The organism is Protofrankia sp. CiP1_Cm_nod4 (assembly GCF_982290645.1).
The window spans coordinates 5,920-9,836 of sequence record NZ_CEVIVC010000114.1 but is presented as its reverse complement, the minus strand read 5'-3'; the positions used below and the strand labels follow the sequence as shown (position 1 = coordinate 9,836).

Annotated in this window: 4 protein-coding genes; all 4 read right to left on the bottom strand. The window is 71.7% G+C overall.

Annotation, left to right across the window (positions count from 1 at the left end; translation table 11 throughout):
* Nucleotides 1–192 precede the first annotated feature (192 nt).
* Complete coding sequence (locus AC5LSR_RS18325; RefSeq protein WP_250292732.1) at nucleotides 193–570, bottom strand: PIN domain-containing protein; 378 nt, start codon at nucleotides 568–570, stop codon at nucleotides 193–195.
* Nucleotides 567–851: a hypothetical protein gene (locus tag AC5LSR_RS18320; RefSeq protein WP_250286015.1), complete on the bottom strand. Its 285-nt coding sequence runs from the start codon at nucleotides 849–851 to the stop codon at nucleotides 567–569. Before AC5LSR_RS18320 ends, AC5LSR_RS18325 begins: the two co-directional genes overlap by 4 nt.
* A 243-nt stretch (nucleotides 852–1,094) precedes the next feature.
* Complete coding sequence (locus AC5LSR_RS18315; RefSeq protein WP_250292737.1) at nucleotides 1,095–3,002, bottom strand: dipeptide ABC transporter ATP-binding protein; 1,908 nt, start codon at nucleotides 3,000–3,002, stop codon at nucleotides 1,095–1,097.
* The coding region (locus AC5LSR_RS18310; protein WP_493468727.1) for an ABC transporter permease at nucleotides 2,999–3,917 on the bottom strand (919 nt) is incomplete at its 5' end. The genes AC5LSR_RS18310 and AC5LSR_RS18315, both read right to left, overlap by 4 nt.

Here is a 3,917-nt window from a genome sequence, read left to right as displayed (position 1 = left end):
GCCGGCCAGCGAGGCCACAGCCCGCCGCCGACACTCATGACCTTTCTCGAAGGTACCACCGTGAGCCACCGGCAACGCCTGTTTCCCATCGATGCACCTGGCATTGTTTGATCATTCGATTCCGATCAATTTCCTTCAGGAGAGCGATGTCAGGCTCGGGCCAGATCGAGATCGACCGTCCGAGATCGGCCGTCAGAGCACGACAAGGCCGAGCGCGGGATCCAGCTTGCGCAGATCATGCGGATCAGAAGTGACGACCGTGGCCCGAAGCTTCCGTGCCAGCAACACGACATGGGCATCGACGACATCGCTCGCCCCCGATGCCGCCAGCAGCAGCCCGATCCGGGCAGCGATCTCCTCCGACAGGGACTCGACCCGCACCGCGCCCGTTCGCACCAGTTTCATGACGGCGTGTTGACGCGGTGATCCCCGCCAGGCCTGAGCGAGGACTCCCGCCGGCATATGCGCGGCCACCCTCGCGCCGACCAGGTCCGCGGCCAGCGCGAGCATCCGGCCGTCACGATGTTCCAGCGCGATGAGCGCGCCCGTGTCAAGGACAGTCGTTCTCACGCGGCCCCGGCCACCTGGGTGTCTCCGGCGTCATCACCGGCTTCGAGAACATCGTCGGCCGCCAGCACCGATCGCGCCCAGGCACGTGCGGCATCGTCCAGCCCGCCGGCCTCTTCGATCATCTGGTCCAGGATCTGCTGGGCCTGCGCCCAGTCCGGCTCGGCGGCGGCGAGACCGGCGAAGTAGGCCGACACCGACTCCGCCTGGCCGGCGTCAGCGGCCCGCTGCGCCTTCGCCGCGATCTCCTCCGGGACACTGATAGTGATCCGCCTGAAGCTCATAATTCAAGCATAAATCATGTGCACAGCCGCGCCCGGACGGCTTCTTCACCGACGGTCCTCTCCATCACCTCCTCGCCCGACAAGGCACGCCCAACAAGGCACGCCCGGCAAGGCAGTGCGTCGAACCCGGTGAGCCATTCGACGTAGGCGTCCTCGCGCCGTTGTCCATCCCGGCGTTGTCCATCCCGGCGTTGTCCATCCCGGCGTTGTCCATCCCGGCGTTGTCCATCCCGGCGTTGTCCGTCACGTGTGGCGACCACCGATGCCGGTCGGCTTCCCATCACCGGGCGAAGCGGCCTGACGCTGTTGCGACCATCTGGGGATCGCCTCCAGCAGCGCGCGGGTGTAGTCGTGCCGGGGGCTGGTGAACAGGTCGTCCGTCGGGCCGGTCTCCACGATCTGCCCGGCCCGCATCACCGCCACCCGGTGGGCGATCTGCCGCACGACGGCCAGGTCGTGCGAGATGAACAGGTAGGCCACGCCGGTGTCGGCCTGCAGTTCGGCGAGCAGCTCGAGGACCTGCGCCTGCACGGACGCGTCCAGCGCGGAGACGGGCTCGTCGCAGACGACGAGCTGGGGTGCCAGCGCCAGCGCGCGGGCGATCGCGACCCGCTGCCGCTGCCCACCGGAGAGCTCGGCGGGCCTGCGTTCGAGGACCGAGGCCGGCAGCGCGACCCGGTCGAGCAGGTCCCGGGCCCGGGCGGTGCGGGAGGCCCGGTCACCGACCCCGAACGCGCGCAACGGTTCAGTGATCACCTCTTTGATCGAGAACCGCGGGTCGAGGGACGCGTAGGGGTTCTGGTAGATGATCTGGGCCTGCCGGCGCAGCCGCCGCAGCCGCGCCCCCCTGGCGGCCGTGACGTCGTCACCGTCCAGCACGATCCGGCCGGCGGTCGGATCCACCAGGCGCAGGACGAGGCGGGCGGTGGTGGACTTGCCCGAACCCGACTCACCGACCAGGGCCAGCGTCTCGCCGCGGTTGACGGTGAAGCTGACGTCACTGACAGCGCGTAGCGTCCGGGCGGAGCCGCCGGCCGTACGGGGCAGCGGGAACTCCTTGACCAGGTTGTCGACCACGACGAGTGGCCGTTCGGCGGCCCCCGAGGGCTCAGCGGCTGCCGAAGGTGACGTCCGGGCCCGCGGCACGGCATGCGCGGGGGGTGCGGTGCGCGCGGGAGGTGCGGTGCGCGCGGGAGGTGCGGTGCGCGCGGGGGGTATGGCGCGGATGAGGGCGAGGCTCGGGGCGCTGCGCAGCAGCCGCTGGGTGTAGGGGTCGCGGGGGCTGTCGAGAATCTGGGCCGTGGGCCCGCTCTCCACGATCCGGCCCTGCGACATCACCGCGATGCGTCGCGCGCGGTCCGCGGCGACACCGAGGTCGTGGGTGACGAGCAGGACGGCGGTGCCGAGCTCGTCGGCCAGGTGCTGGATGTGGTCGAGGATCAGTCGCTGCACGGTGACGTCCAGGGCGCTGGTCGGCTCGTCAGCAATGATCATCTTGGGCTGCGCCGCGATCGCGATGGCGATCAGCGCCCGCTGCCGCATGCCGCCGGACAGCTCGTGCGGATACTGCCGGGCACGGATCTCCGGTTCGGCGAGGCCGGCCCGCTCCAGCAGCGCGACCGCCTCCAGCGGAGCCGAGCGGCGGGTGGCCAGCCGGTGGATGCGCAGCACCTCGGCCACCTGGACGCCGATCCGTTTCACCGGGTTGAGGGAGACGGTGGGGTCCTGCGGGACGAGCCCGATCCGGGCCCCGCGGATGGCACGCAGCTCCCGCTCCGACAGGGTGGCGAGGTCACGGCCACCGAACCGGACACTGCCGGCGTCGATGTGTCCCCCGGCCGGCAGCAGCCCGACGATCGCGTGCGCCAGCGTGCTCTTGCCCGAGCCGGACTCGCCGACCAGCGCGACGATCTCACCCGGCTCGACGTCGAGGTCGACACCTTGGACGGCGGGCAGCGGCCCGGTCCGGGTGCGGTACGACACGGACAGCCCGCGGATCGCGAGCAGGCCCGCGCCCGCGTGATCGCCGTCGTGATCGCCGTCGTGACCATCGGTGGGGATGCTGTCGGCGCCGGCGGTGGAGGCGCCGTCAGGGGAGGCACCGTCGCGGCTGCCGGGGCGGTCCTGGCTGTCGGTGCCGTGATCGGTCATCGTTGGGTGGCCCATTCTCCGTCCAGTGCCCGGGCGATGCGGTTGGTCGCCAGTACCGTCGCCGCCACGGTCAGGCCGGGCAGCGTCGAGAGCCACCACGCGTTGGCCAGATAGTTACGGCCGTCGGAGACGAGCGTGCCCCACTCCGGCGCGGGCGGCGCGGCGCCGTAGCCGAGGAAGCTCAGCGAGGACACCGCCAGCACCGCGGTCCCGAAGTCGAGCGTTGCCAGCACGACGACCGGCCCCATCGCGTTGGGCAGCACGTGCCGTCCGAGCACGCCGTACCAGCGCGTCCCCGACGAGCGCGCGGCCTCGACGAAGACGGCCTGGCGCACCCTGAGCACCTCGGCGCGCATGACCCGGGCGAAACTGGCCACGCTGGCGATCCCCACCGCGACGGCGACCTTCACCGTGCCGTACCCCAGCGCGGTCACCAGCGCCAGCGACAGGAACAGGGCCGGGATGGACAGCAGCACATCGACGAAGCGCATCAGCACGTCCTCGACCCAGCGGCCGGCGAATCCGGCGACCAGCCCGAGGGCCCCACCGACGACGAACGCGACCGCGACCGCGACCAGCGTCGCCTTCAGGGACAGCGCCGCCCCGTGCACGACCCGGGAGTAGGTGTCGCGGCCCAGTTCGTCGGTGCCGAACCAGTGGCGGGCGCCGGGCGGCTGGAAGTTGTCGGCCGGCACCCCCAGCAGCGGGTCACGCCCGGTGAACAGCGTCGGCCAGAACGCGGCCAGCACCACCAGCGTCACCACGATCAGTGACAGCACCAGCCCGGGACGGCGCAGGAAGAACCGCGACAGCCGCCGCACGTCCACGCCCAGCCGCGGGCCCGGCGCCGGCGACATCGCCTCGGACGGCGGCTCGGGCCCGGCCTGGACGGCCGGCCCGGCGGCCAGTGACCGG